The organism is Sphingomonas sp., from assembly GCF_965200135.1.
Classification (GTDB): domain Bacteria; phylum Pseudomonadota; class Alphaproteobacteria; order Sphingomonadales; family Sphingomonadaceae; genus Sphingomonas.
The window spans coordinates 195,249-219,432 of record NZ_CBDATK010000006.1 but is presented as its reverse complement, the minus strand read 5'-3'; the positions used below and the strand labels follow the sequence as shown (position 1 = coordinate 219,432).

Here is a 24,184-nt window from a genome sequence, read left to right as displayed (position 1 = left end):
ACACTGTTGTCCCAATCGGAAAACTCGTCAAGCCGATTGCGCGCCGGAATTTCGCGTGTGGCGAACCTGTTGCTCCAGGGCATCACACCCGCGCAGACCGGCCGCCGCCGCCGCCGCGATCACCGCCAGCAGCGTGAAGAAGACGGCGTGGTCCATACTCGACCACAGCGTGCCGACCACGCCGGCGAACAGGCTGCCGGCGAAGGTCGCCAGATACCAGGCGGCCACCGTCGTCGCGCCCATGCCCGCCGGTGCCGCGCGCGCGAACAGCCCCAGCCCGGTCGGCAGGATGAACAGCTCGCCCAGCGTCAGCACCGCGAAGAACAGCACGAACCACGGCCATGCGGTCGGCCGGTCGCCATGCGTCGCCGCGAGCACGGCCAGCAGCAGGAACGAGGCGCCGACGATCAGCGCGCCGGTCGCCATCCGCCGCGCCGGCGCCTCCGGCCGCCCTGCCTCGGCGCGGCGACGCCACCAGGCGAGCAGGAACGGGGTCATCGCCATCACGAACAGCGGGTTGAGCGAAATGAACCAGCTCATCGGGATCGCGCGCGCGCCGACCTGCTTGTCGACGCCGGTGTCCGCCCACAGCGCGACGGTGTTGCCGATCTGCTCGTAGGCGCCGCGAAAGACCGCCACGGCGGCGAAGATGCCGACCAGGAGGGTGATCGTGCGCCGGTCGAACCGCCCGCGCGGCGGCGTGCCGCGCTCGACGCGCGGATGGCGCACGGCGGCGGGCAGATAGCGCTGTCCCCACAGATAGAATCCCAGGCCGGCGCACATGCCGATCCCCGCCGCGCCGAACCCCCAATGCCAGCCATAGGCCTCGCCCAGCGCGCCGCAGATCAGCGGCGCCAGGAAGCCGCCGACGTTCACGCCGACATAATAGACGTTGTACGCCCAGCCGACGCGCGGATCGCCCGGCTCGTACAGGTCGTCGATCTGGCTCGGCAGGCTCGGCAGGAACAGCCCGTTGCCGAGTGCGATGGTGGCGAGCGCCGGGAAGAACAGCGGTTCGAAGGTCATCATGAAATGCCCGGCCGCCATGATCGACCCGCCGATCACGATCGCGCGCCGCTTGCCCAGATAGCGGTCGGCGATCAGCCCGCCGACGATCGGCGTGAAATAGGCGGTGGCGGTATAGGCGCCATAGATCAGCGACGACCGCTCCTGAGAGAACAGCAGCTCCTTGGTCATGTAATAGACCAGGATCGCGCGCATGCCGTAATAGGAGAACTGCTCCCACATGTTGGTGAGGAACAGCACCGTCAGCCCGCGCGGCTGCCCGAACCAGCTGGGCTGCGCGCCCGCAGGCATCGTCATGCGAGGACGGGCTCGGGCGCGCCCCACACCTCCGGCCCGGCGAAGAGCAGGCCGTCGCGATAGGTGACGCTCGGGCTGCGGTCGGCGGCGAGGAAGGTCGGGCCGTCGAGGTCGACCAGATCGGCGACCTGCCCCAGCACGAAGCCCGGCGCGGTCGCGAGGCTGGTCCCCACCATCGTGCCGACCATCACGCCCAGGCCACGCGCGCGCGCCTCGGCCGCCATCAGCAGCCCCTCGGTCAGCCCGCCGCACTTGTCGAGCTTGATGTTGACGACGTCGAACCGCCCGACCGCGCCCGCCACGTCGGCGAGCGACAGCTGGCTCTCGTCGCCCGCGATCGGGATCGGCGAGCCGAGGCCCTCAAGTTCCGCTTCCCGCCCGCGCGGCAGCGGCTGTTCGAGCAGCGCCACGCCCGCCGCGACCAGTCCGTCGATCAGGCGCGGCAGATCGGCGCGCGTGAACCCCTGATTGCCGTCGACGCCCAGCCACACGTCCGGCCGCGCCGCGCGCACCGCTGCAATGCGGTCGAGGTCCAGATCGAGGTCGCCGGTCAGCTTGACCTTGATCGACCGCGCGCCGGTGTAGCTCGCCGCCTTCGCCGCCATCGCGGCGGGGTCGCCGGCGCCGACGGTGAAGGTGGTGACGATCGGCCGCGGCTCGGGCACGCCGGCGAGCCGCCACACCGCTTGTCCGGCACGCTTCGCCTCCAGGTCCCACAGCGCCGCATCGACCGCGTTGCGCGCACCGCCCGGCGGCAGGATGACGCGCAGTTCCTCGCGCGTCGGCCCCGCCTCGATGGCGTCGCGCACCCGCGCCAGCTCGCCCTGCATGTGCGCGAGGTCGTCGCTCAGATAATAGACCCCGCCACCCTCGCCGAGCCCGCGATGCGTGCCATCGTCGAGCGCGACGGTCAGCACCTCCGCGGTCTCAAACACGTGCCCCGCGATGCGGAACGGCTCCGCGAGCCGCAACGTCTCGGCCGCGACGTCCATACGCAGAGGCGCCATCAGTAGTGGACCGTCATCGCCATCAGATTGAACGTGATCGCGAAATACAGCCCGACCAGCGCCGCCAGCAGCACCAGCACGCTCCACAGCTTGCGTGTCCAGCGCCGCCCGTCGCGCCAGGTCAGCCGGACGTTCCAGGCCGCGATCGCGACCGTGCCGACGGTGATGATCGCGGTGGCGATCTGGATCAGCATCACCGGCAGGTCCGTCGCGTCCGACAGGTTGCTGAGGTCCCCGAACAGCCACGTCACCATGCCCAGCCACGCGACGACCAGCAGCACCTCCAGCCCCGCCATGACGCGGGTCGCGCGATACGCCCGGCGCGCGGGTCCTTCGACCGCGAGCGGCGCCTTGTAGCGACGCCGGATGAAGGCACCCGCCGGCCAGTAGAGGAAGGTCAACAGCATCACCGCGATCGAGAGGTAGAGCAACGGCTTGAGCCAGCTCGACGCGACACCGGCGGGCACGCGATCGAACATCATGAACGGCGAGATGCCGTCGAAGCTCCAGCGCACGACGCGGCCGTTTACGACCTGTGCCGCGAGCCGATCGTGCCCGTCGGTCGCCCGCCACAGCCACGGCGCGATCTCGACCCAATGCCGCACGCCGCCGCCGGGTCCCTTCAGGCTGTCGATGACGAGCTCGCCGTCCTTGCCGGTGGTGACGGCCGTCTCGCCGAGGAACGAGACCAGCGCCAGAAAGCTGGACGCGCTGCGGCGGCTGTTCTGCCACAGCCCGGTCATCGCCTGCGCGTGCGCGGCGGCGGTCTTCGCATCGACCCGCCCGTCGCGTTCGGTCGAGGGGAAATAGCGGTCGGCGAAATCGAAGAACAGCGCGTTGCGGACGGTGTGGGCGGAGCCCTCCTTGCCGGCGCTGTTGAACGACACGTACAGCCCGACGCCGTCGGCGGTGAACATGTGGAACGAGGTGTGGAAGTTCGACAGGTCGCCCAGATGGCCGATCACCTCGCGACCGTTGATGTTGGTCTCGAAGAAGCCAAGCTCCATACGGTTGAGCGGCGGCACCAGCGAGACGGGGTTCACCCGATCCAGCGGGCTGTCGTGCATCATCGCCGCGGTCTCGGGCTTCAGGATGCCGCGTCCGTTCTGCAGATGCGCGATCATGAAGCGCGCCATGTCGACGCCCGACGACGACAGCGATCCGGCGGGGAAGGGGGTCACGTTCTCGAACGGCTCGGCCTTTTCCGACGCGCGCGGATAGCCGACCGCCATATACGGCGCGAGTGCTGTGGGCAGCGGCTGGCGGAACGTCGAATAGCGCATCCCTAGCGGCGCGAAGATGCGCTGTTCGACATAGTCGTCGAACGGCATCCCCGACACGCGCTGGACGATATAGCCCGCCAGCGTCGTCGCCCAGTTGGAATAGGCCGGCGTGGTGCCGGGCGCATAGATGCGATGCGGCGTCCAGCGCTTCAGGAACGCCTCCAGCGACAGGATGTGCGCCGAATCGTTGGTGATGAGGTACTTGGCCTGCTCCTCGAAGCCGGCGGTGTGCGTCATGATCTGGCGCATCGTGATCGGCTTGCCGTCATAGGCGGGGATGCGGAAATCGAGATAGCCGTTGACGTCCGCGTCGAGGTCGATCTTGCCCGCCTCCACCTGCTGCATCACCGCGGTCCAGGTGACCAGTTTCGACACGGAGCCGGGGCGGAACAGGGTACGATAGGGATCGACCGGCCGATGGCGGGCGATGTCGGCCCAGCCATAGCCGCGCGCCGACAGGACCTGTCCGTCCTTGACCACCACCACGACCGCGCCTGCGATGTCGCCGGCGTGGAGGGCGTACGGCATGTAGCCGTCGAGCCAGGCGTTGAGGTCGGGCGCGGTCAGCGCGTGGTCGCCCGCCTGCTGCGGTGCCACCACCGGGGTCGGCGCGGGCGCGGCGGTCTGGTTGACCACGGTCGGGGTCAGCGGCGCGACCTGCCGGGCGGGGGCCGCGGCCCCAGCGAGCGCCGCCAGCCCGAGTGCGAAGGAGGTCCAGAACCGCATCAGCCGCTTTCCCTGTGCCGCGGAGGTCATTGCCCCCGTCATCGCCGCCCGATAGACTCGTGAAGTATCGTTATCGGATTGGGACACTGTTATCCCAATTGGAAACGCGGTCAACCGGGAGCTTGCCAGTGCCGTCCCCAGTGTCTTCCAGTGCCGCGCCGACGCTGGGCCTGCTGTTGCGTGGTCTGCGGGCGCGCAACGGCTGGACGCTCAAGGAGATGAGCGCGCGCAGCGGCATCCCCGTCTCGACGCTGTCCAAGGTCGAGCACGATCGGCTGACGCTGACCTACGACAAGCTCCAGCAACTCAGCCGCCGATTGGGGATGCGGATGAGCGAACTGTTCGCGGAGGACGGCGACGAAGGCGAGGCGCCGGTCACCGCGCGGCGCAGCATCGGCGACCTTGCGCATTCGGTGCGGGTCGAGACGCCGAACTACGACTATCTGTATCTTTGCACCGAGCTGCGGCGGAAGCGTATGATCCCGGTGCTCGCCAAGGTCCGCGCCCGCACGCTGGATCAGTTCGGGCCGCTGGTGCGCCACGCCGGTGAGGAATATTTCTTCGTCGTGAGCGGCCGGGTGGTGGTCCACACCGAGTTCTACGACCCCGTCACGCTCGACACCGGCCAGTCGATGTACATCGATTCGACGATGGGCCACGCCTATTTGGTCGCCGACGGCTGCGACGAGGCGGAGATCCTGGGCGTGATGGCGAGCGGCGACGACGAGCTGATGCGCTCGCTGCTCGACATCCACGAGGAACAGCGATTGCGTTCGGCGGCGATGCCCGCGCTTTAGAACATGACGCCGTTACGCTGATCCACCTCTCGCCGTTCGCCCTGAGCGAAGTCGAAGGGCATGAGACTCGCCTGTGCTTCGACTTCGCTCAGCACGAACGGGGCAACGTGACGTCGTCCGGCCCTTTACCCCGCGCGCGGCGCCGCCGGCGTGGCGACCGGCAGCTCCGCGTTGTTCGGCGCCTCGTCCTTCAACCCGTCCGCCACGGCTTCCGCGCGCACCATCACGCGCAGCATGTTGCCGCCCGCCAGCTTCGCGACTTCGGCGTCGCTCCACCCGCGCCGCATCAGCTCGGCGAGCAGCGCCGGATAGGTGTCGACCCCGCTCAGCCCCTCCGGCAGGGCGTTGCCGACGCCGTCGAAGTCGCTGCCGATGCCGACGTGATCGACGCCCGCCACCTTCGCGATATGCTCGATATGATCGGCGACCTCACCCAGCGTCACGCGCGGCGCGGGGTGCGCGCGCACCCACTCCGCCAGCGCGGCGGCGGCCTTGTCGGGCTGGCCGACATATAAGCCGCCATAGGGCGGCGCGTTCAGGCGCGTCCGCTCCGCGCCGCGATCGTTCGACCAGGTGCGATAGGCGTTGGAGACGTAGTTCTCGGCGAAATTGACCATCACGATCCCGCCGTTCGCCGCCACCAGCTTCAGCACCGCGTCCGACACGTTGCGCGGGTGGTCGTCGACTGCGCGCGCGCCGGAATGCGAGAAGATCACCGGCGCACGGGTGACGCGCAGCGCGTCCAGCATCGTCGCCTCGCTGACATGGCTGAGGTCGACCAGCATCCCCAGCCGGTTAAGCTCGCGCACCACCGTCTCGCCGAACGGGGTCAGCCCGTCATGCTGCGGGTTGTCGGTCGCCGAGTCGGCCCAGGGCAGGGTGAGCACATGCGTCAGCGTCAGGTAACCCGCGCCCAGCTCGTGATACTGGCGCAGCACCGACAGGCTGCCGTCGATCTGGCCGCCGCCCTCCACCCCGATCAGCGACGCGATCCGGCCGTTCTTGTGGATTCGCCGCACGTCGGCGGCAGTGCGCGCCATCGCGAAGGTATCGGGATAGCGCGCGACGAAGGCGCGGACGAGGTCGATCTGCTCCAGCGTCTGCTTGACCTGCTCGGGTCCGGGCAGGCTCGCGTCGACCCACACCGACCAGAACTGTCCGCCGACCCCGCCCGTCCGCAGCCGCGCGATGTCGGTGTTGTACGGCTCCGCCCGCGCGCCCAGCCCCTGGCGCAGGTCCACCGTCCAGCGACGCTCGCCCTCCTGTTCGCGCAGCGCCTCGGGCCAGTCGTTGTGCCCGTCGATCAGCGGCGTCGCCTTGAGCACCCGCGCCACGCGCACCGCATAATCCGGGGCCGCGCGCCGTGGCGCCCCGTCCTGCGCCGACGCCACCGACGCGAACGCCAGGGCCAGTCCGCCCCCGCCGATCGCGTACCGCCCGATCGCCCGCCGCCCGATCGCCTGCCGCATCTTCTTCTCCCTGTTTGGGCGCGGGTGTGAAGCGGGCGGGCGCAACGGTCAACCAACCCCCTCGCGTTTCACGTCGCAACCTTTATCAGCGGTCAAAACCATAAGAGGAGAGAAGCATGAGCGACGACCTGACCACGCTGGAGCTGCGGTCCACCGCGACCGGCGCCGGCCGCCTGGAACTGGCCTTGGTGGACGTCCCCGTCGCCGCGCCGGGCGACGGCGAGATCGTCGTCAGGGTGGAGGCGACGCCGATCAACCCGTCCGACCTCGGCCTGCTGCTCGGCCCGGCCGACATGGCGACGCTGGAGACCGGCGGCACCGCCGACCGGCCGACGCTGTCCGCCGCGATCCCGCCGCGCGCGATGGCGGGCGTGAAGAGCCGCCTCGACGAATCGATGCCGGTCGGCAACGAGGGCGGCGGCACCGTGATCGCGGCCGGCCCCGGCGCGGAGGCGATGATCGGCAAGCGCGTCGGCATGATGGGCGGCGGCATGTATACCCGCCTCCGCAAGCTGCGCGCCGCCGACGTCATGCCGCTGCCCGAAGGCGCCAGCGCGGCGGACGGCGCGTCGATGTTCGTCAACCCGCTGACCGCGCTCGCCTTCGTCGAGACGATGAAGGCGGAGGGGCACAAGGCGATCGTCCACACCGCCGCCGCGTCCAACCTCGGCCAGATGCTCAACCGCATCTGCCTGATGGACGGCGTGCCGCTGATCTGCGTCGTCCGCAGCGAGGCGCAGGCCGCGATCCTGCGCGAGCAGGGTGCGACCCACATCGTCGACAGCTCCACGCCCGACTTCCAGGATCGCCTGACCGACGCCATCGCGGAAACGGGCGCGACGCTCGCCTTCGACGCGATCGGCGGCGGCAATCAGGCGGCGCGCATCCTTCAGGCGATGGAGACCGCCGCCAGCCGCAACGCCGCGACCTATTCGCGCTATGGCTCCGACACGTTCAAGCAGGTCTATATCTATGGCGGGCTGGACCTGTCGCCGACGGTGCTGGACCGGTGGGTCGGCTTTTCCTGGGCGCTCGGCGGCTGGCTGCTGACGCCGTTCCTGGTCAAGGCCGGGCGCGACACCGGCGCCCGCCTGCGTCAGCGCGTCGCGGACGAGCTGACCACCACTTTCGCGAGCCGTTATACTAAGACGATCAGCCTGGCCGAAGCGCTCGATTCGGACACGGTGCGTGCCTATCAGCGCAAGGCGACGGGCGAGAAATTCCTGATCGATCCGACGCTCTAAGTCTCCGTCTACATCTCCGTCACCCCGGAACTTGATCCGGGGTCCCGCTTCTTCCACGCCGAAGAAGGCAGCGGGATTCCGGCTCCGGGCCGGGGTGACGTAATTGGGTCGGTGTAGTGCCCCTGCCCTCCAAAGCAGAACTTCACCGCCGCCAATACGAAGCGACATTGAACGCCCACTGGAACACTGGATGTTAGGCTCCATTCAGTCGGGGGATTTCCATGTCGTTGACGCTCGCGCTCGTTCTCGCCGGCCAGATCGCGGGCACAGCGACCCCGCCCGACCAGACCGCCGGTCCTCAAGGGCAAACGCAGGAGCAGCTTCCCGAGGCCACCGGCCCGGTCCTCGCCAATCCCGGCGGCGACGTCGTCGTCACCGCGCGCCGCCGCAACGAATCGGCGCAGCGCGTGCCGATCGCGATCTCCGTCGTCGGCGGCGCGGCGCTGGCGGCAACGGGCACCTACAACGTCACCCGGCTGACCCAGATCCAGCCGACGCTCCAGTTCTATTCCACCAACCCGCGCAATTCGGCGGCCAACATCCGCGGCCTCGGCGCGCCGTTCGGACTGACCAACGACGGCATCGAACAGGGCGTCGGCATCTATGTCGACCAGGTCTATTACAGCCGCATCGCGTCCGCGACCTTCGACTTCACCGACACCGACCGGATCGAGGTGCTGCGCGGCCCGCAGGGCACGCTGTACGGCAAGAACACCACGGCGGGCGCGATCAACATCTACACCCGCGCGCCGTCGTTCGAGCCGGAGGCGCGCGCGGAGCTGACGATCGGCAACTACGATTTCTTCCAGGGCAAGGCGTCGGTGTCCGGGCCGCTGATCGACGACAAGCTGGCGATCCGGCTGTCGACCTCGGTCACGACACGGCGCGGCACGGTCTACAATACCCGCCAGCGCGAGTGGCAGAACGCGCAGGATAACCAGTCCTTTCGCGGCCGGCTGCTGTGGCAGGCGGCGCCGAACGTCGACCTGACGCTGTCGGGCGATTACAACCGCCAGAACCCCAATTGCTGCGTGCAATATTATGTCCGCACCGGCGCGACGCAGCGCCCGCTCAACCGGCAATATGCCGCGCTGGCGGCGGCGCAGGGCTATGCGGTGCCATCGACCAATGCGTTCGACCGGGTGACCGACGTCGATACCGACCTGCGCGCGAAGCAGGAGCTGGGCGGCGCGGCGCTGCTCGCCAACTGGGATCTGGGCGGGGCGACGGTGACGTCGGTCAGTGCGTGGCGGTTCTGGAACTGGGACCCGTCGAACGACCGCGACTTCATCGGGCTGCCGATCACCACCGTCTCCGCCAACCCGTCGCAGCAGCGGCAGGTCAGCCAGGAGTTGCGCCTGTCGTCCAACGGCGAGCGCACGGTCGATTACGTCGCGGGGCTGTTCTACTTCCGCCAGACGATCGATACGCAGGGGCTACAGGTGCAGGGGCCGGCGGCGAGCGCGTCCCTGCTCAACCCGACCAGCGCGGGCGGTCGCGATCCGGCGACGCTGAACGGCCTCACCAGCCGCAACACGATCGGCTTCACCAACACCTCGGCGGCCGCGTTCGGCAAGCTGACGTGGCATGGCAGCGAGCGGCTGACGATTTCGCCCGGCCTGCGGCTCAATTACGACAAGAAGCAGGGCAGCTATGTCTCTACCGTCACCAACGGCACGAACACCGCGCTGACCGCCGACCAGCTCGGCGTGCTCGCCCCGCAAAGCTATGCGCCGGCGTTCGACAACTGGAACCTGTCGGGCGACCTGACCGTCGCCTACGACATCAGCGACGACGTCCATGGCTATGCGACCTATGCGCGCAGCTACAAGTCGGGCGGCATCAACCTGTCGGGGCTGCCGCTCAATGCCGCCAACAGCGGCGTCGACCTGTCGGCGCAGACGGTGCGGCCGGAAAAGGTCGACCATCTCGAACTCGGGCTAAAGACGCAGTTCCTCGACCGTCGCGTCACCGCCAATCTGGCGGTCTTCTACACCGGCATCGACGATTATCAGGCGACGGTGAACAACGGCCAGCTGACGGTGATCCGCGGCTACCTCGCCAATGCCGGACGCATTCGCACGGCGGGGGTCGAACTCGACAGCGCGTTTCGGCCGACCGCCAACGTCAACGCCTATTTTAACGCCGCCTACACCGATGCGAAATACGTCCGCTTCCGCAACGCGCCGTGCCCGCCCGAATTGTCGGGCGGCAACCCGGCGCTGAACGGCGCGACGCCCGCGGCGGCGGGGACGCCGGGGCTGAGCCCGCTCGCCTGCGACATCTCGGGTCAGGTGCTGCCGGGCGTGTCGAAATACGCGCTGTCGTGGGGCGCGGAATACAACCTGCCGGTGGGCAGCGGACAGCTGTATGTCGGCTATGACGGCAGCTACCGCTCGCGCTTTTCCGCCAATCCGTCGCCGTCCGCCTATACCTATATCGACGGCTATTCGCTGGCGAACTTCCGGTTGGGTGCCAAGCAGGGGCGGTGGAACGTCTATGGCTGGCTCCGCAATGCCTTCGATCAGGACTATTACGAGGTGCTGGCGACGCAGTCGGGCAGCACTGGGCTGATAGTCGGTCAGCCGGGCGATCCCCGGACCTATGGCGTGACGCTGTCGGCGTCGTTCTGAGAAGGGAGAGCGTAGCTCACCTTCCCCCGCGCATAGCATTCCTCGGTTCGCCGCGCCGCAGCACCATCCTATCTCCGCGTCATGCTTGCCGACGACATCCAGCGACTGATCGCGTCCACGCCCGGCCGCTGGGTGTTCACCACCAGCTTCGGGCTGGAGGATCAGGCGATCACCCACGCGATCGCCACCGCCGCGCTGCCGGTGGAGATCGTCACGCTCGACACCGGCCGCCTGTTCGCCGCCACCCACGCGCTGTGGACGGCGACCGAGGCGCGCTACGGCCTGACGGTCGCCGCCTATGCGCCGCAGCCCGCCGCGCTCACCGCGCTGGTCGCGGCCGACGGCGAGTTCGGCATGTACGACAGCAAGGCGGCGCGCCTCGCCTGCTGCGACATTCGCAAGGTCGAGCCGTTGCGCCGCGCGCTGGCCGGCGCGACGGGCTGGGTCACCGGGCTGCGCGGCGCACGCGGCGCAGCGCCGCCGGCGGACCTGGCGTGGGACGAGTCGCACCTGTTGTGGAAGGCGTCGCCGCTCGCCGCCTGGTCGCGTGAGGCGGTCGCGGACTATTGCGCGGCGCACGACGTGCCGATCAGCCCGCTGCACGCACGCGGCTATCCCTCGATCGGCTGCGAGCCCTGCACCCGCGCGATCAAGCCGGGCGAGGACGAGCGCGCCGGGCGCTGGTGGTGGGAGCAAGGCGACGTCCGCGAGTGCGGCCTGCATGTGAAGGCTCCCGCATGAGCGACCATCTCGACCAGCTCGAAGCCGAAAGCATCTTCATCTTCCGCGAGGTCGTCGCGGAGCTGGAGAACCCGGTGCTGCTCTATTCGGTCGGCAAGGATTCCGCCGTCCTGCTCCACCTCGCGCTTAAGGCGTTCGCGCCCGGCCGCATCCCGTTCCCGTGCCTCCACATCGCGTCGGGCTGGGACTTCCAAGACCTGATCCGCCATCGCGACCTGGAGGCGGCGCGGCTCGACCTCGACCTGATCGTACACCACGAGGGCGAAGCGGCGAAGACGGTCAACCCGTTCGACGTGCCGGTCCCCGCCTATGTCGACGCGATGCTGACGCAGGGGCTGAAGAACGCGCTCGACGCGGGCGGGTGGGACGCGGCGTTCGGCGGCGCGCGGCGCGACGAGGAGCGCGCGCGCGCCAAGGAGCGCGTGATGAGCGTCCGCGCCGCCGGCCACCGCTGGGACCCGCGCCGCCAGCGGCCCGAGCTGTGGGACCTCTACAACACGCGGCTGCGGCCGGGCGAGTCGCTGCGCGTCTTCCCGCTGTCCAACTGGACCGAGGCGGACATCTGGTCCTACATCGCGCGCGAGCACATTCCGATCGTGCCGCTGTATCTCGCCGCCGAGCGCCCGGTCGTCGAGCGCAACGGCATGCTGATCGTCGTCGACGACGCCCGGATGCCGCTGTTGCCCGGCGAGGTGCCGCAGACGCGCTCCGTCCGCTTCCGTACGCTCGGCTGCTATCCGCTCACCGGCGCCAGCGACAGCCGCGCCGACACGCTCGACAAGGTCATCGCGGAGACGCTGAGCGCGACCGAATCCGAACGCGCTGGCCGCGCCGTCGATCACGATCAGTCCGCCAGCATGGAGCGCAAGAAGGCGCAGGGGTATTTCTGATGGCGACGCTGCTCGCACCCGCGCTCGTCGCCGCTACCTCGCGGCCGATGCTGCGCGTCCTCGCCTGCGGATCGGTCGATGACGGCAAGTCGACGCTGCTCGGCCGGCTGATCCACGACGCCGCGGGGCTGTATGCGGACCAGCGGCCGGTCGACGACGACTTCGCCGGGCTGTTCGACGGGCTGGAGGCGGAGCGCGAGCAGGGCATCACGATCGACGTCGCCTATCGCTATTTCGCGACGCCCGCGCGCAAGTTCATCGTCGTCGATACGCCCGGCCACGAGCAATATACGCGTAACATGGTGACCGGCGCGTCCAACGCCGACCTCGCGATCATCCTGATCGACGCGACGCAGGGCATCACCCGCCAGACGCGCCGCCACAGCCGCGTCGTGCGGCTGCTGGGGCTGACCCACGTCGTGCTCGCGGTCAACAAGCTCGACCTGGTCGGGTTCTCCGCCGACCGCTTCGCCGCGATCGTCGCCGATTACCGCGCCTTCGCCGCCACCATCGGCATCGAGCAATTCGAGGCGATCCCGCTCGCCGCCAAGCATGGCGACAACGTCGTCGAGCGCAGCGCGCGGACCGGCTGGTATGCCGGCCCGACCTTGCTCGACGTGCTGGAGGAGGCGGACGTCCGCCGCGACGGCGACGACGGCTTCGTCATGCCGGTCCAGTCGGTGCTGCGCGTCGGCCAGCGCGGCCGCTGGTTGCAGGGCACGGTCGCCAGCGGCACCGCGCGCGCCGGCGACGCCGTGCGCGTGCTTCCCGGCGGCCAGCGCGCACACCTCGCCTCGTTCCTCGCCGGCGACAGCGCCGGCAGCGGTCAGGCGGTCAGCGTCCGTCTTGCCGAAGAGGTCGATTGCGCGCGCGGCGACGTGCTCGTCGCGGAGGGCTCGGCGATCGTCGCCGCCGACAAGGTCACCGCCGATCTCGTGTGGTTCGGCGAACAGGCACTGGTGCCGGGCGCGCGCTATCTGCTCAAGCTCGGCCACCGCACCGTCGGCGCGCGCGTCGCCAGCGTCCGCGACGTGTTCGAGCCGGAGACGGGCGCGCACGGCCCCGCCCGCGTCATCGCGGCGAACGACATCGCCACCGTCACGGTCGGTTTCGACGCCGCGCTGGCGGTCGCGCCGTTCGACCGCAACACCGCGCTCGGCGGCTTCATCCTGATCGATCCCGCGACGCAGGCGACCGTCGCCGCCGGGCTGGTCCGCGCCACCGGCGGCGCCGACCCCGCGGTCGCCACCGCCTATCGCGTCGAGGCCGATACGGAGGCCCGCGCGCCGACCGCACGCGCGCTGATGGAGGAACTGGACGCGGCCGGTCGCCGCCCGGCGCTGATCGACGACGTGACGCTCGCCGACCTCAAGCTGCCGCGCGGCGACGAGGCGGCGCTGGGCGCGCTGGTCCGCCTGCTGGAACGCGCGGGCGCGACGCCGGTGCTGGCGATCGGCGCGCCGACCGCGATCGGCACGCCGTTCCGTCCCGACGACACGCTGACCGCACCGCAGGATTGGGTGATCTAGCCTCCATCCGTCACCCCGGCTCTGAGCCGGGGTCCCGCTTGTTCTGCGGCGGCGAACACCGAGGTAACGGGAGCGGAGGAAACACTTGCCCCCACCACCGTTATGCCTCCCGAACCCCAGGAGGCACGCGGATGAGTTTCTTCAACAAGGACATGGTCAAGCTCGCGGGCGAGAACGACTTCTTTCAGAAGGAGGTGTTCCTCGACAAGCGCGTGCAGGTGGTGCTGATGAGCCTGCAGCCCGGCGAGGAGATCGGGATGGAGAAGCACCGCGCCGATCAGACCACCTTCTTCGTCGCCGGCACCGGCCAGGCGATCGTCGACGGCGCGAAGTCGACCGTGTCGGCCAACCACATGATCGTCATCCCGCAAGGGGCCGAGCACAACATCGTCAACAAGGGTAGCGAGCCGCTGAAGCTGTTCTCCGTCTACGCCCCACCCGCCGAGCCGCACGGCATTGCCGCGCGCACCAAGGCGGATGCGGAAGAGGCCGAGAAGGGCTGGCTGGCCAAGGCGGCCGAGGCGGTCAAGGACGCCGTCACCGGATGAGGCTTTTCCGATGAGCCAGGTCAAACGCATCGTCGTCTCCGGTGCCTCCAGCGGCATCGGCGCGGCGACCGCGATCGCCTTTGCCGCCAAGGGCGCGCGGCTGGTGCTCGCTGCCCGCGGCGTGGAGGGGCTGGAGGACACCGCCGCCCGCTGCCGTGCCGCCGGTGGGCAGGCGCATGTCGTCACCTGCGACGTTACCGATGCGGATGCGGTCGCGCGCCTCGTGCAGGAGGCGAACGGCGTGCTCGGCGGCATCGACCTGTGGTTCTCCGACGTCGGTGTGGGCGTCGTCGGCCGCTTCGTCGACGTGCCGATGGCAGATCACAAGCGCGTGATCGACGCCAACCTGGTCGGGCACATGACGGAGGCGCACGCGCTGCTGCCGATCTTCCTCGCGCAGGGGCACGGCATCTGGGTCAACATGATCTCGGTCGGCGGCTTCGTCGCGACGCCGTGGGCGGCGGCCTATGCGGCGAGCAAGTTCGGGCTACGCGGCTTTTCGCAGGCGCTGCGCGGCGAAATGAGCAAGATCGCGCGTATCCACATCTGCGACGTCTACCCGACCTTCGTCGACACGCCGGGCATCGACCATGCCGGCAACCATGCGGGCGGTGCGCTGGGGCTGCCGGTCGGCGCGCTGACGCCCGAGACGGTGGCCAAGGCGGTGGTCCGCCTCGCCGACCATCCGCGCGACACGACGGTGGTCGGCGCGCCGGCGCTGGCGATGAAGCTGGCGCAGTTCTTCGTGCCCAACCTCGGTGCGGCGGCGATGAACGGCTTCATGGACAGCTGGTTCGCCCACGCCGCGCCCGCGCCGGCCACCGACGGTGTGCTGTTCGCGGCGGGGCAGGGTGCGCCCGGCCCCTCGGGCGACCGCATCCGCCCGGACCAGCGTCGCACCGCCACGCTGGCGATCGGCGGCGCGGCGGTGGCCGGCATCGCGGCGGGGCTGTTCGTGCTCGCGCGGCGGCGAGACGCCTGAGGCGGGCTGGACAGTACCGCCCCCGCTCGCCATGCCGCGCGACGTGGCGCACCCCGAGCCCCCCAGCCCAGCCGAGCCGCTCGACGCCGCCGCCGCGCGAGAGTTCGCGCTGATCGCCGACGCCGCGCCGGTGCCGATGTGGACCACGCGCGGCGACGGCACGCGCGGCTTCGTCAACCGGGCCTATCTGGAGTTCAGCGGGCTGTCATATGCGGACGCGCTCGCCGCCGACTGGCGCGACGTCCTCCATCCCGACGACGCGGCGCGGGTGCGGCAGGAGTCGGTCGCGGGCGTGGCGGCGGGAACGACCTTCACCATCGAGGCGCGCTTTCGCCGCCACGACGGCGAGTGGCGCTGGCTGCGGTCGGTGTCGCGTCCGCGTGTCGACGGCGCCGGGGCGGACGGGGGTTACGTCGGCGTTGCGCACGATATCACCGACGCCCGGATCGCCGAGCAACAGGTCCGCGCCCGCGAGCAGCAGCTGTCGGCGCTGATCGATCAGACCAGCGCCGGGTTGGCGCAGGTCGACATGAGCGGCCGCTTCACGCTGGTCAACGACCGCTTCTGCGCCATCGTCGGCCGCCCGCGCGAGACGCTGATGGGCCTGACGATGCAGGCGATCACGCATCCCGACGACCTGCCGCGCAACCTGCCGCTGTTCGAGGCCGCGGTGCGCGACGGCGTACCCTATGCGATCGAGAAGCGCTTTATCCGCCCCGAAGACGGGTCGGTCTGGGTCAGCAATTCGGTCGCCGTGATCCGCCGCCCCGACGGCAGTCCCTATGGCGTCCTCGCCGTCACGCTGGACATCACCGCGCGGCGGGAAGCGGAGTCGGCGGTGCGCGAGAGCGAGGCGCTGCTCCAGTTCCTCGATCGCCTCAACCGCGCCACCGCCGCGCTGACCGATGCGGACGCGGTGCTGGCGATCACGACGCGGATGCTGGCCGAGCATCTGGGTGCCGAGGGGTGCGCCTATGCCGATGTGGAGGCCGACGGCGATCGCTTCCACACTCGCGGTGCCTGGCACCTGCCGCCGCTGTCGTCGCTGGTCGGCAGCTACCGCCTGTCGGATCTCGGCGCGGCGGCGGTCGCGCGGCTGCGCGCCGGCGAACCCTGGGTCGTGACGGATCATCGCGCCGACCCTGCCGATGCCGGCGTGCACCGGGACATCGGGATACATGCGACGATCTGCTTTCCGTTCGTCAAGGCGGAGCGGCTGGCGGGGTTGATGGCGGTCCACGCCGCCGTCCCGCGCCGCTGGACGCCGGCCGAGCTGACGCTGGTGCGCGAGGTGTCCGAACGCTCCTGGGCCCATGTCGAACGCGTGCGCGCGGAGGCGGCGCTGCGTGAGAGCGAGCGCCAGCTGCGGCTCGCGATGGAGGGCGCGCGGATCGGCACCTGGGAGCGGAACCTGCGGACCGGCCGCGGCCGCTGGTCGCGCCGGACGGCGGAGATCATGGGCGCGTCCCATGACGAGCCGCTGACACAGGCTGCGCAACTGGCGATGACCCATCCCGACGACCGCGACCGGATCGACGCCGGCGTCGCCCGCCTGGTGCGGGAGGGCGGGGATTTCGCGGTCGAGTATCGTATCGTCAACCCGGACGGTGCGGTGCGGTGGGTCGCGTCGCACGGGCTGGTGATGCGCGATGCGGCGGGGATCGCGATCCGCGCGGTCGGCACGATGCGGGACGTCACCGAACGCCGTGAGGCGCAGGAGGCGCTGACCCGCCTCAACCAGACGCTGGAATCGCAGGTCGCCGACCGCACCGCCGAGCGCGACCGGATGTGGCGGCTGTCGCGCGACCTGTTCGTCGTCGTCGACGGACGCCGCCGGGTGCGCGCAGTCAATCCGGCGATCGCCGGGATGGGCTATACGCCCGACGAGGTGGTCGGCCGTGCGCTCGGCGGCTTCATCCATCCCGACGAGCGCGCCGGGGCCAACGCCGCGATCCGCCGCGCCGCCGCGCAGCCGATCAGCGAGTTCCACGCCCGCCTCCGCCATGCCGATGGCAGCTGGCGCCGCTTCGCCTGGAGTGTCGCGCCCGGCGACGGCGAGGCCTATGTCATCGGCCGCGACGTGACCGCGGAAACCGAACGGCGCGCGGAGCTGGAACAGGCGCAGGACGAGCTACGGCAGGTGCAGAAGGTCGAGTCGCTGGGTCAGCTCACCGGCGGCGTCGCGCACGACTTCAACAACCTGCTGACGCCGATCATCGGCAACCTCGACCTGCTCGCCCGGCGGGCGGGCGACGACGAGCGGCAGGCGCGGTTGATCCGCAGCGCGCTCGAATCGGCGGAGCGGGCGCGGCTGCTCGTCCAGCGCCTGCTCGCCTTTGCGCGGCGTCAGCCGTTGCAGCCGGGGCCGGTCGATCTGGAGGGGCTGATCGGCGGCATGGCGGGGCTGGTCGCCAGCACCATCGGCCCGCAGGTGGAGGTGCACGCCGAAGTCGCGCCCGGCCTGCCGCCCGCGCTGGTCGACCGCAACCAGCTGGAGCTTGCGATCCTCAACCTCGCCGTCAACGCGCGCGACGCGATGCCCGACGGCGGGCGGTTGCGGCTGGTCGCGGGCCTCGCCGAGCCGGACACGCTGGCGCGCACCGGACTGACGGGCGCGTTCATCGTCTTGTGCGTCGCCGACACCGGCACCGGCATGGACGCGGCCACCGCCGCGCGCGCGATCGAGCCGTTCTTCTCGACCAAGGGCGTCGGCAAGGGGACCGGGCTGGGGCTGTCGATGGTCCACGGCCTCGCCTCGCAGCTTGGTGGTGCGATGCTGATCGACAGCGCGCCGGGCGAGGGCACGCGCATCGAGCTGTTGCTCCCGATCGCCCCCGCGCCCGTGCCGACCGCCGCCGCGCCCGTGCCGATCGAAGCGTCTCGGTCCGGTCGCGTCCTGCTGGTCGACGACGAGCAGCCCGTGCGCGATGCGACCGCCGCGATGCTCGGCGGGCTCGGGTACGAGGTGGAGGTCGCCGCGTCGGGCGAGGAGGCGCTCGGGCTGCTAGACGGGCAGGACTACCTCGTCACCGATCACCTGATGCCCGGCATGAAGGGCGGTGACCTCGTCCGTGCCGCCCGCGCGCGGCGTCCCGGTCTGAAAGCGCTCGTCATCTCCGGCTACGCAGCACTCGACGAGGTGCCCGCCGACGTGCCCCGCCTCGCCAAGCCCTTTCGCCTCGACGAACTCGCCCGCGCGATCGGGGCCTTGGGGTGAGCCGGCGTCCGTGGTGGGAGACCGGCGTCGTCTATCAGGTCTATCCGCGGTCGTTTCAGGACAGCGACGGCGACGGCGTCGGCGACCTCGCCGGCATCGAGGCGCGGGTCGACTATCTGGCGGGTCTGGGCATCGACGCGATCTGGCTGTCGCCGATCTTCCCCTCGCCGATGGCCGATTTCGGCTATGACGTCGCCGATTACCGCGACGTCGCGCCGCTGTTCGGGACGCTCGCCGATTTCGACCGGCTGATCGCGAAGGTCCACGCCGCCGGCTTGCGGCTGTTGCTCGACTTCGTCCCCAACCATAGCTCCGACCAACATCCGTGGTTCGCAGACAGCCGGTCGTCACGCGACGCGCCGAAGCGCGACTGGTACATCTGGCGCGATCCGGCGCCCGGCGGAGGACCGCCGAACAACTGGATCAGCGACTTCGGCGGCTCGGCCTGGACGTGGGACGAGGCGACGCGGCAATATTATCTCCACGCCTTTCTGGCGCAGCAGCCCGATCTCAACTGGCGGACCGCCGGACTCCGCGATGCGATGTTCGACGCGGTCCGCTTCTGGCTGGATCGGGGCGTCGACGGGTTCAGGATCGACGTGCTGTGGCACATCGTGAAGGCCGACGGTCTGCCCGACAACCCGGTCAACGCGGACTGGCGGCCGGGTGACAACGACCGCGACCGCGTCCACCAGCTTCACTCCACCGATCAGCCCGAAGCCCATGCGATCGCCGCCGACCTGCGCCGGATCGCGGACGGCTATGGCGCCGACACCGGCCGGGAACGCCTCTTGGTCGGCGAGATCTTCCTGCCCAACGACCGGCTGGCGAGATGGTACGGGTCACCTACTGTGCCGGAGGTCCACCTGCCGTTCAACTTCGCGTTGATAGAAAACCCGTGGAACGCGAGTGAGTTACGCCGCGTCATCGCGGACTACGAAGCTTCTATCCCGGCCCACGGCTGGCCCAATTGGGTGATGGGCAGCCACGACGCGGCGCGCATCGCCGGCCGACTGGGCGAGGTGCAGGCGCGGGTCGCGGCGATGCTGCTCCTCACCTTGCGTGGCACCCCGACGCTCTACCAAGGCGACGAAATCGGCATCGGCCGCGTCGATATACCGCCCGAGGGCATCCACGATCCGCGCGAGATACGTCAGCCGAACAAGGGGTTGGGCCGCGACCCCTCGCGCACCCCGATGCCATGGAACGGGTCACCCCACGCCGGGTTCACCACCGCGATCGACCCTTGGCTGCCTCTCAACAAGGACTGGTCCACCCGCAACGTCGCCGCGCAGAGCGCCGATCCGACGTCGATGCTGACACTTTACCGCGCACTTCTCGCGCTGCGCCGCGCCCGTCCCGCCTTGAACGAGGGTAGCCTGACGCTGGTCGACGCCGACGAAGACGTCCTCGCCTACGAACGCCGCCACGGCGACGAACGCCTGCTGGTCGCCCTCAACCTGAGCAGCAGCGCGCGCGCGATGCCTGCGTCGGGCGAGCCGCTGCTGTCCACTCTCGCAGACCACGGCGACGGTCGCGTGCTCCGCTCCGGCGAGGGCGTCGTCTCCGTGATCTAGAGGGCACGCACACGCGTCATCTCGCCGTGGGCGCAGCCATGCAACGGAACAGCCCTACGCCCCGTCCGTTCATCGCCACGTCCTCCCACAATCCCCGGAACACCACGTATGTCGACCCGCCGTCGTAAGCCCGCTCCGAGTCCCGCTGCCGGTCCACGCAATGTCCTGCTCGCGCTTGGTGCCTTCGCCGGTGGTGTCGCAGCACTTGCCGTCGGCGCCGTCGCACTCGGGCGTCGTCAGCCCGGCCGACCTGCGCTGGGCCAGTCCAACCCAGCTCCCCAGCCACCCGCTCGATCGCTTGGCGACAACGGCCCGACCCCGCACGAGCAGCCCGCACCCACCGGTATGGAGGGCCATGACGCTCCCGACCTCGCCGCCGGCGCGGATCTCGGCGCGATGCACCGTGCGCCCGAAGCGTTTCGCCCTGATATCGACGCGCCGATGACCCCGGCAGAGCGTGAAGCGCTGCGCCCCGCCACCGGCCCTTCGCCGAGTCTGGTCAGCGACGAGGGTGGCAGCACTCAAGGTGTGGGTGGAGAGCGGTAACGACCCGCTACCCGTTTGACGTCGCAGCTACGTACCATGCGTTGGATTGCGGTACCTCCCGGCGCCAGCGGATCAGTCGAGCGGACGCCGACTTGCTCGATGCAACCATCACAAAGCGTAAGTCGTTACGCTGGCATCACAACGGGAGAGAGTAGCAATGCGTATCGCCACATTGGGCCTCGTCGCCCTTGCCACGCTGACCGGTGCGTGCGCGACCACCGGTGACGGTTACGGGGACGGTCGCTACCGCACCTATGGCAATTACGACTACAATCGCCCCGACCCGAGCTACAACGGCTATGATGCCGACCGCTACTATGTCGACAACCGCCGCTATCGTGAGCGTCGCCTGTCGAACAACGACCGTGTCTATGCCGGTCGCGACGGCCGCTATTACTGCCGCCGCAAGGACGGCACCACGGGCCTGATCGTCGGCGGGATCGCCGGCGGCGCATTGGGCGCGGCGGTGACGTCTGGGCGTTCGGAAATCCTGGGCGTGCTGCTCGGCGCCGCCGCCGGTGCCGCAGTCGGTAACTCGGTCGACCGCAACAACGTCCGCTGCCGCTAAGGCGCCGGGATGAAGTGAAGACCGCCCTGGCGTTAGGCCGGGGCGGCCGGGGCGGCCGGTAATCATAACTCAGGTCAGCGAAGATTTGCGCGGGATCGTCTCGCCGTCCTCCTGTCCCTTGTCGAGCAGATCGGACGGCCGCCGCGCGTCTCCCTGTTGCTGATGCTCGGTCGACAGGTTCGGCTTTTCCGTTTCCGTCGTCGGCTTGATCGCGTCGTCGTCCATCATGCTCTCCTCAACCATTGACCACCTGTCCGCCATTGGGGTGCAGGACCTGCCCCGACATATAGCTCGCATCGTCGCACGCCAGGAACAGGAACGCCGGCGCGACCTCGTTGGGCTGGCCCGCTCGACCCATCGGCGTCTTTTGCCCGAACGTCGCCAGCTTCTCCGCACTCGCGCCGCCGCTCGGGTTGAGCGGGGTCCAGATCGGCCCCGGCGCCACCGCATTGACGCGGATGCGCTTGTCCACCAGCTGCTCCGACAGGGAGCGCGTGAACGCCGTGATCGCGCCCTTGGTCGATGAATAGTCCAGCAGCTCCGGCTCGCCCGCATATGACGTGACGCTGGTGCAGTTCACGATCGCCGCTCCCTCGGTCAGATGCGGTCGTGCCGCCTGCGTCATGAAGAACATGCCGAAGATGTTGGTCTGGAACGTCCGGCGCAGCTGTGCCTCCGTGATGTCGACAATGTCCTTGTCCGGATGCTGCTCGCCGGCATTGTTGACCAGAATGTGGAGGCCGCCCAGCTCGCGCACCACCTGCTCGATCGCGCGGTCGCAGAAGCTCTTGTCGCCGACATTGCCCGCGATGGTCAGCGCCTGCCGCCCTTCGTCGCGGATCGCCTGTGCCGTCTCGGCGGCATCGTCATGCTCGTCGAGGTAGACGATCGCCACGTCAGCGCCTTCGCGCGCGAACAGCACCGCCGTCGCGCGCCCGATGCCGCTGTCGCCGCCGGTAACCACCGCCACCTTGCCGGCCAGTCGCCCCGACCCCGGAAAGCGTGGCCGCCATTCCGGCTTGGGCTCGAGCGTGGACTCGTGCCCGGGCAGGCCGTCTTCGTGTAGTTGGCTGAACAATGCGCTCATCTCGGTTCCTCGTTATCGAGGAGGCGAACCGTTGACGGCGACCCCGGTTCCGAACGCGTTAACCTGCGGCAACAACGCGCTTCTTAGGCGGAACAAGCGTCCCGTGCGCCGGTTGGAGCGAAGAATATCCGGAGATGCTGACCCTATGGCCGAGGCCGAACCCCGCGGCGACGACGCACCTGTCGCCGCCTCCAAAAAGGACCCCGCCGCCGAGGCGAAGTCATGGCTCGGCGATGCTGCCGAGGGCACGGTCATCGGTCGCGCGGTGACGATCAACCGGCCCGTGGCGGAGGTGTACGCCTATTTCCGCGACTTCGCGAACCTGCCCGGTTTCATGGAGAACGTCGTCTCGATCGACGTGCGCGACGACAAGACGTCGCATTGGGTCGTCAAGGCGCCAGCCGGCAGGACCGTCGAGTGGGACGCGCTCGTCACCGACGAGAGCGAAAACAGCTTTATCGCCTGGGAGGCGCAGCCAGGCGCCGACGTGCCCAACTCGGGCCGCGTCGATTTCCGCGACGCCGGTGCGCGCGGCACGGTGGTGACCGCGACGATCACCTACGATCCTCCTGCCGGCATCGTCGGCAAGATAGTCGCCAAGATGTTCCAGCGCGAACCCGCCATCCAGGCGCGGCGCGACCTGCGTCGCTTCAAGCAGCTGATGGAAACCGGCGAGATCGCGACGCCGGCGAAGAACCGCCAAGAGTTCGAGGAGATGGGGCTGTGAAGGCGCTGGCATGGCACGGTAAGCACGACGTTCGCGTCGACAACGTTCCCGATCCGGGCATCGTCAACCCGCGCGACTGCATCATTAAGGTGACGTCCACCGCGATCTGCGGATCGGACCTGCACCTTTACGACGGCTACATCCCGACGATGCAGGCCGGCGACATCCTGGGCCATGAGTTCATGGGCGAGGTGGTCGAGGTCGGCGCGAAGTCGACGCTCAAGAAGGGGCAGCGGGTCGTCGTTCCGTTCACGATCGCGTGCGGCAGCTGCTACCATTGCGGCAAGCATCAGTATTCGGCCTGCGACAACGGCCTGCCCGCCGACAATCAGGACATCGCGCAGGAGCTATACGGCCAGCCGATGTCGGGGCTGTTCGGCTACAGCCATATGACCGGCGGCTATGCGGGTGGGCAGGCGGAATATGTCCGCGTCCCGTTCAGCGACGTCGGCCCGATCGTGATCCCCGACGGCGTCGAGGACGACAAGGTGCTGTTTCTGTCCGACATTCTGCCGACCGGCTGGCAAGCGGCCGAATACGCGCAGATCGAGCCGGGCGACACCGTCGCGGTCTGGGGGTGCGGCCCGGTCGGGCTGTTCGCGGTCCAGTCCGCCTTTCTGATGGGCGCCGAGCGCGTCATCGCGATCGATCACTTTCCGCGCCGCCTGGAGCTGGCGAAGCGGTTCGGTGCGGAGACGATCAACTTCGAGGAGTCGGCGGTCTACGAGGCGCTGATGGAGATGACCGGCGGCATCGGTCCCGACGCGGTGATCGACGCGGTCGGGCTGGAGGCGCACGGGCTGTTCGTCGACAACGTCATCGACCAGATCAAGGCGTCGACCTTTCTCGGCACCGATCGTCCGCACTCGATCCGTCAGGCGATCATCGCCTGCCGCAAGGGCGGCCGGGTCTCTATGCCGGCGGTCTATGGCGGCTTCGTCGACAAGTTTCCGCTCGGCGCGTTCATGGAAAAGGGGCTGACGCTCAAGACCGGGCAGACCCACGTCCAGCATTATATGCCCGCGCTGTTGAATGCGATCATGGAAGGCAAGATCGACACCGAGTTCCTGATCTCTCACCGCATGCCGCTCGACGACGCGCCGCACGGCTACAAGATGTTCAAGGATCACCAGAACGAATACACCAAGGTCGTTCTGAAGCCCGGCATGGCTGCGGCCGCCTGATCCACTCCCGTTTGCGGGGGGACAGGGGAGGGGATGTTCCTCTCATGCTTCCTCCGACAAGCCTCCCCCCGACCCTTCCCGCATAACGGGAGGGGAGCAGAAGGAA

19 protein-coding genes are annotated in these 24,184 nt (G+C 69.4%); 13 read left to right on the top strand and 6 right to left on the bottom strand.

The genetic code is table 11. The annotated features are described in order from the left end of the window. Positions 1–27 precede the first annotated feature (27 nt). From ACOFKS_RS05670 to ACOFKS_RS05660, 3 genes are read right to left on the bottom strand one after another with little or no spacing between them, the layout of a single operon-like run. Positions 28–1,323 (bottom strand): peptide MFS transporter, encoded by a 1,296-nt coding sequence (locus ACOFKS_RS05670; protein ID WP_419808271.1) that lies wholly within the window; start codon positions 1,321–1,323, stop codon positions 28–30. Then, a complete protein-coding gene (locus tag ACOFKS_RS05665) occupies positions 1,320–2,330 on the bottom strand; it encodes a dipeptide epimerase (protein ID WP_419808270.1) in 1,011 nt (336 codons plus the stop codon). The genes ACOFKS_RS05670 and ACOFKS_RS05665 overlap by 4 nt, the downstream gene beginning before the upstream one ends. After that, positions 2,330–4,381, bottom strand: coding sequence for a serine hydrolase domain-containing protein (locus ACOFKS_RS05660; protein WP_419808269.1), 2,052 nt, complete (start codon positions 4,379–4,381; stop codon positions 2,330–2,332). The genes ACOFKS_RS05665 and ACOFKS_RS05660 overlap by 1 nt, the downstream gene beginning before the upstream one ends. 86 nt (positions 4,382–4,467) lie before the next feature. Here ACOFKS_RS05660 and ACOFKS_RS05655 point away from each other — a divergent pair, with 86 nt between their 5' ends. After that, positions 4,468–5,136, top strand: a complete 669-nt coding sequence (locus ACOFKS_RS05655; RefSeq protein WP_419808268.1) for a helix-turn-helix domain-containing protein — start codon at positions 4,468–4,470, stop codon at positions 5,134–5,136. A gap of 125 nt (positions 5,137–5,261) precedes the next feature. On the opposite strand, the gene ACOFKS_RS05650 is transcribed toward ACOFKS_RS05655, so the two are convergent. Next, the gene (locus tag ACOFKS_RS05650; RefSeq protein ID WP_419808267.1) at positions 5,262–6,605 is read right to left on the bottom strand and encodes a dipeptidase; all 1,344 of its coding nucleotides are present in this window, start codon (positions 6,603–6,605) and stop codon (positions 5,262–5,264) included. Between the two features lie 116 nt (positions 6,606–6,721). Between ACOFKS_RS05650 and ACOFKS_RS05645 the strand changes: the two genes are divergently transcribed. From ACOFKS_RS05645 to ACOFKS_RS05600, 10 genes are all read left to right on the top strand, one after another. Beyond that, on the top strand, positions 6,722–7,849 hold the full coding sequence (locus ACOFKS_RS05645) for a zinc-binding dehydrogenase (protein ID WP_419808266.1): 1,128 nt from the start codon (positions 6,722–6,724) through the stop codon (positions 7,847–7,849). Positions 7,850–8,070: 221 nt separating this feature from the next. Then, positions 8,071–10,482 (top strand): TonB-dependent receptor, encoded by a 2,412-nt coding sequence (locus tag ACOFKS_RS05640; protein ID WP_419808265.1) that lies wholly within the window; start codon positions 8,071–8,073, stop codon positions 10,480–10,482. Positions 10,483–10,563: 81 nt separating this feature from the next. Beyond that, a complete protein-coding gene (locus tag ACOFKS_RS05635) occupies positions 10,564–11,223 on the top strand; it encodes a phosphoadenylyl-sulfate reductase (protein WP_419808264.1) in 660 nt (219 codons plus the stop codon). Then, positions 11,220–12,113, top strand: a complete 894-nt coding sequence (cysD, locus tag ACOFKS_RS05630) for a sulfate adenylyltransferase subunit CysD (protein ID WP_419808263.1) — start codon at positions 11,220–11,222, stop codon at positions 12,111–12,113. Before ACOFKS_RS05635 ends, cysD begins: the two co-directional genes overlap by 4 nt. Further along, on the top strand, positions 12,113–13,642 hold the full coding sequence (locus ACOFKS_RS05625; protein WP_419808262.1) for a sulfate adenylyltransferase subunit 1: 1,530 nt from the start codon (positions 12,113–12,115) through the stop codon (positions 13,640–13,642). The genes cysD and ACOFKS_RS05625 overlap by 1 nt, the downstream gene beginning before the upstream one ends. Before the next feature lie 131 nt (positions 13,643–13,773). Continuing rightward, positions 13,774–14,190, top strand: a complete 417-nt coding sequence (locus ACOFKS_RS05620; RefSeq protein ID WP_419808261.1) for a cupin domain-containing protein — start codon at positions 13,774–13,776, stop codon at positions 14,188–14,190. Positions 14,191–14,200: 10 nt separating this feature from the next. Next, positions 14,201–15,172, top strand: a complete 972-nt coding sequence (locus ACOFKS_RS05615) for an SDR family oxidoreductase (RefSeq protein WP_419808260.1) — start codon at positions 14,201–14,203, stop codon at positions 15,170–15,172. 43 nt (positions 15,173–15,215) lie between these two features. Then, the gene (locus ACOFKS_RS05610; protein WP_419808259.1) at positions 15,216–18,389 is read left to right on the top strand and encodes a PAS domain S-box protein; all 3,174 of its coding nucleotides are present in this window, start codon (positions 15,216–15,218) and stop codon (positions 18,387–18,389) included. Further along, positions 18,386–19,966 (top strand): alpha-amylase family glycosyl hydrolase, encoded by a 1,581-nt coding sequence (locus tag ACOFKS_RS05605; protein ID WP_419808258.1) that lies wholly within the window; start codon positions 18,386–18,388, stop codon positions 19,964–19,966. The genes ACOFKS_RS05610 and ACOFKS_RS05605 overlap by 4 nt, the downstream gene beginning before the upstream one ends. Before the next feature lie 703 nt (positions 19,967–20,669). Next, positions 20,670–21,080: a glycine zipper 2TM domain-containing protein gene (locus ACOFKS_RS05600; RefSeq protein ID WP_419808257.1), complete on the top strand. Its 411-nt coding sequence runs from the start codon at positions 20,670–20,672 to the stop codon at positions 21,078–21,080. Between the two features lie 69 nt (positions 21,081–21,149). Here the strand turns inward: ACOFKS_RS05600 and ACOFKS_RS05595 are convergent, their stop codons facing one another. After that, on the bottom strand, positions 21,150–21,305 hold the full coding sequence (locus ACOFKS_RS05595; RefSeq protein WP_419808256.1) for a hypothetical protein: 156 nt from the start codon (positions 21,303–21,305) through the stop codon (positions 21,150–21,152). Positions 21,306–21,315: 10 nt separating this feature from the next. Next, positions 21,316–22,167 (bottom strand): glucose 1-dehydrogenase, encoded by an 852-nt coding sequence (locus ACOFKS_RS05590; RefSeq protein ID WP_419808255.1) that lies wholly within the window; start codon positions 22,165–22,167, stop codon positions 21,316–21,318. Between the two features lie 145 nt (positions 22,168–22,312). Here ACOFKS_RS05590 and ACOFKS_RS05585 point away from each other — a divergent pair, with 145 nt between their 5' ends. Continuing rightward, positions 22,313–22,894, top strand: a complete 582-nt coding sequence (locus ACOFKS_RS05585; RefSeq protein ID WP_419808254.1) for an SRPBCC family protein — start codon at positions 22,313–22,315, stop codon at positions 22,892–22,894. After that, positions 22,891–24,078: a zinc-dependent alcohol dehydrogenase gene (locus ACOFKS_RS05580; protein ID WP_419808253.1), complete on the top strand. Its 1,188-nt coding sequence runs from the start codon at positions 22,891–22,893 to the stop codon at positions 24,076–24,078. The genes ACOFKS_RS05585 and ACOFKS_RS05580 overlap by 4 nt, the downstream gene beginning before the upstream one ends. The last annotated feature ends 106 nt before the right edge of the window (positions 24,079–24,184 follow it).